Origin of the sequence: Methylobacterium sp. J-078 (genome assembly GCF_022829285.1) — a bacterium.
Lineage (GTDB): Bacteria > Pseudomonadota > Alphaproteobacteria > Rhizobiales > Beijerinckiaceae > Methylobacterium.
Window position 1 is genome coordinate 1 of the sequence record NZ_JAKSYI010000128.1, and the last position, 506, is coordinate 506.

General features: G+C 62.6%; 1 pseudogene. It reads left to right on the forward strand.

What is annotated here, in order from left to right:
* Positions 1–183: pseudogene (locus MKK58_RS22635) on the forward strand (hypothetical protein); the annotation flags it as partial.
* Positions 184–506 lie beyond the last annotated feature (323 nt).

Here is a 506-nt window from a genome sequence, read left to right on the forward strand (position 1 = left end):
GGGAGTGATCGCGCCGCCATCGCGTTCGACTGGAACGGCAATGACGAGATGGACCCGGTCTGCGGCTCGGGATCGGCCGAGGTCCAGGCCGACGGCTCGCTTCGCGGCGAAATCCGCGTCCACCGCGGCGACGAAATCCCCTTCATCGCCCGCAGATGGCCGACTTCTTCAACACCCTGCTAGGGCAGTGACGCGGACAGATGATTCACGCGGGTCGTGAAGCGTGCGAGTCTGGGCTATGGCTCAGACTGTCTGTGTACTCCTCGATGACGCCACGATGTCCCAGTTGGCTGGGATTGCGGGTGACCGCTCCCGTCCCATCAAGCACATCTTGCCGGCGCGCATTGTCCTGCTCTACTCCGAAGGGACACCTTGAAATACCCCTTCCTTGCGGGACGGTGTCGTGATTCCGTGCTGCTGTTGAGGTTGGGGAGGCTCGGATGGGTTAGCCAGGGTTCTTCGATCTGGATGAGCGCTATCAGCGTCTGTCGGAGAACGGCGACCCG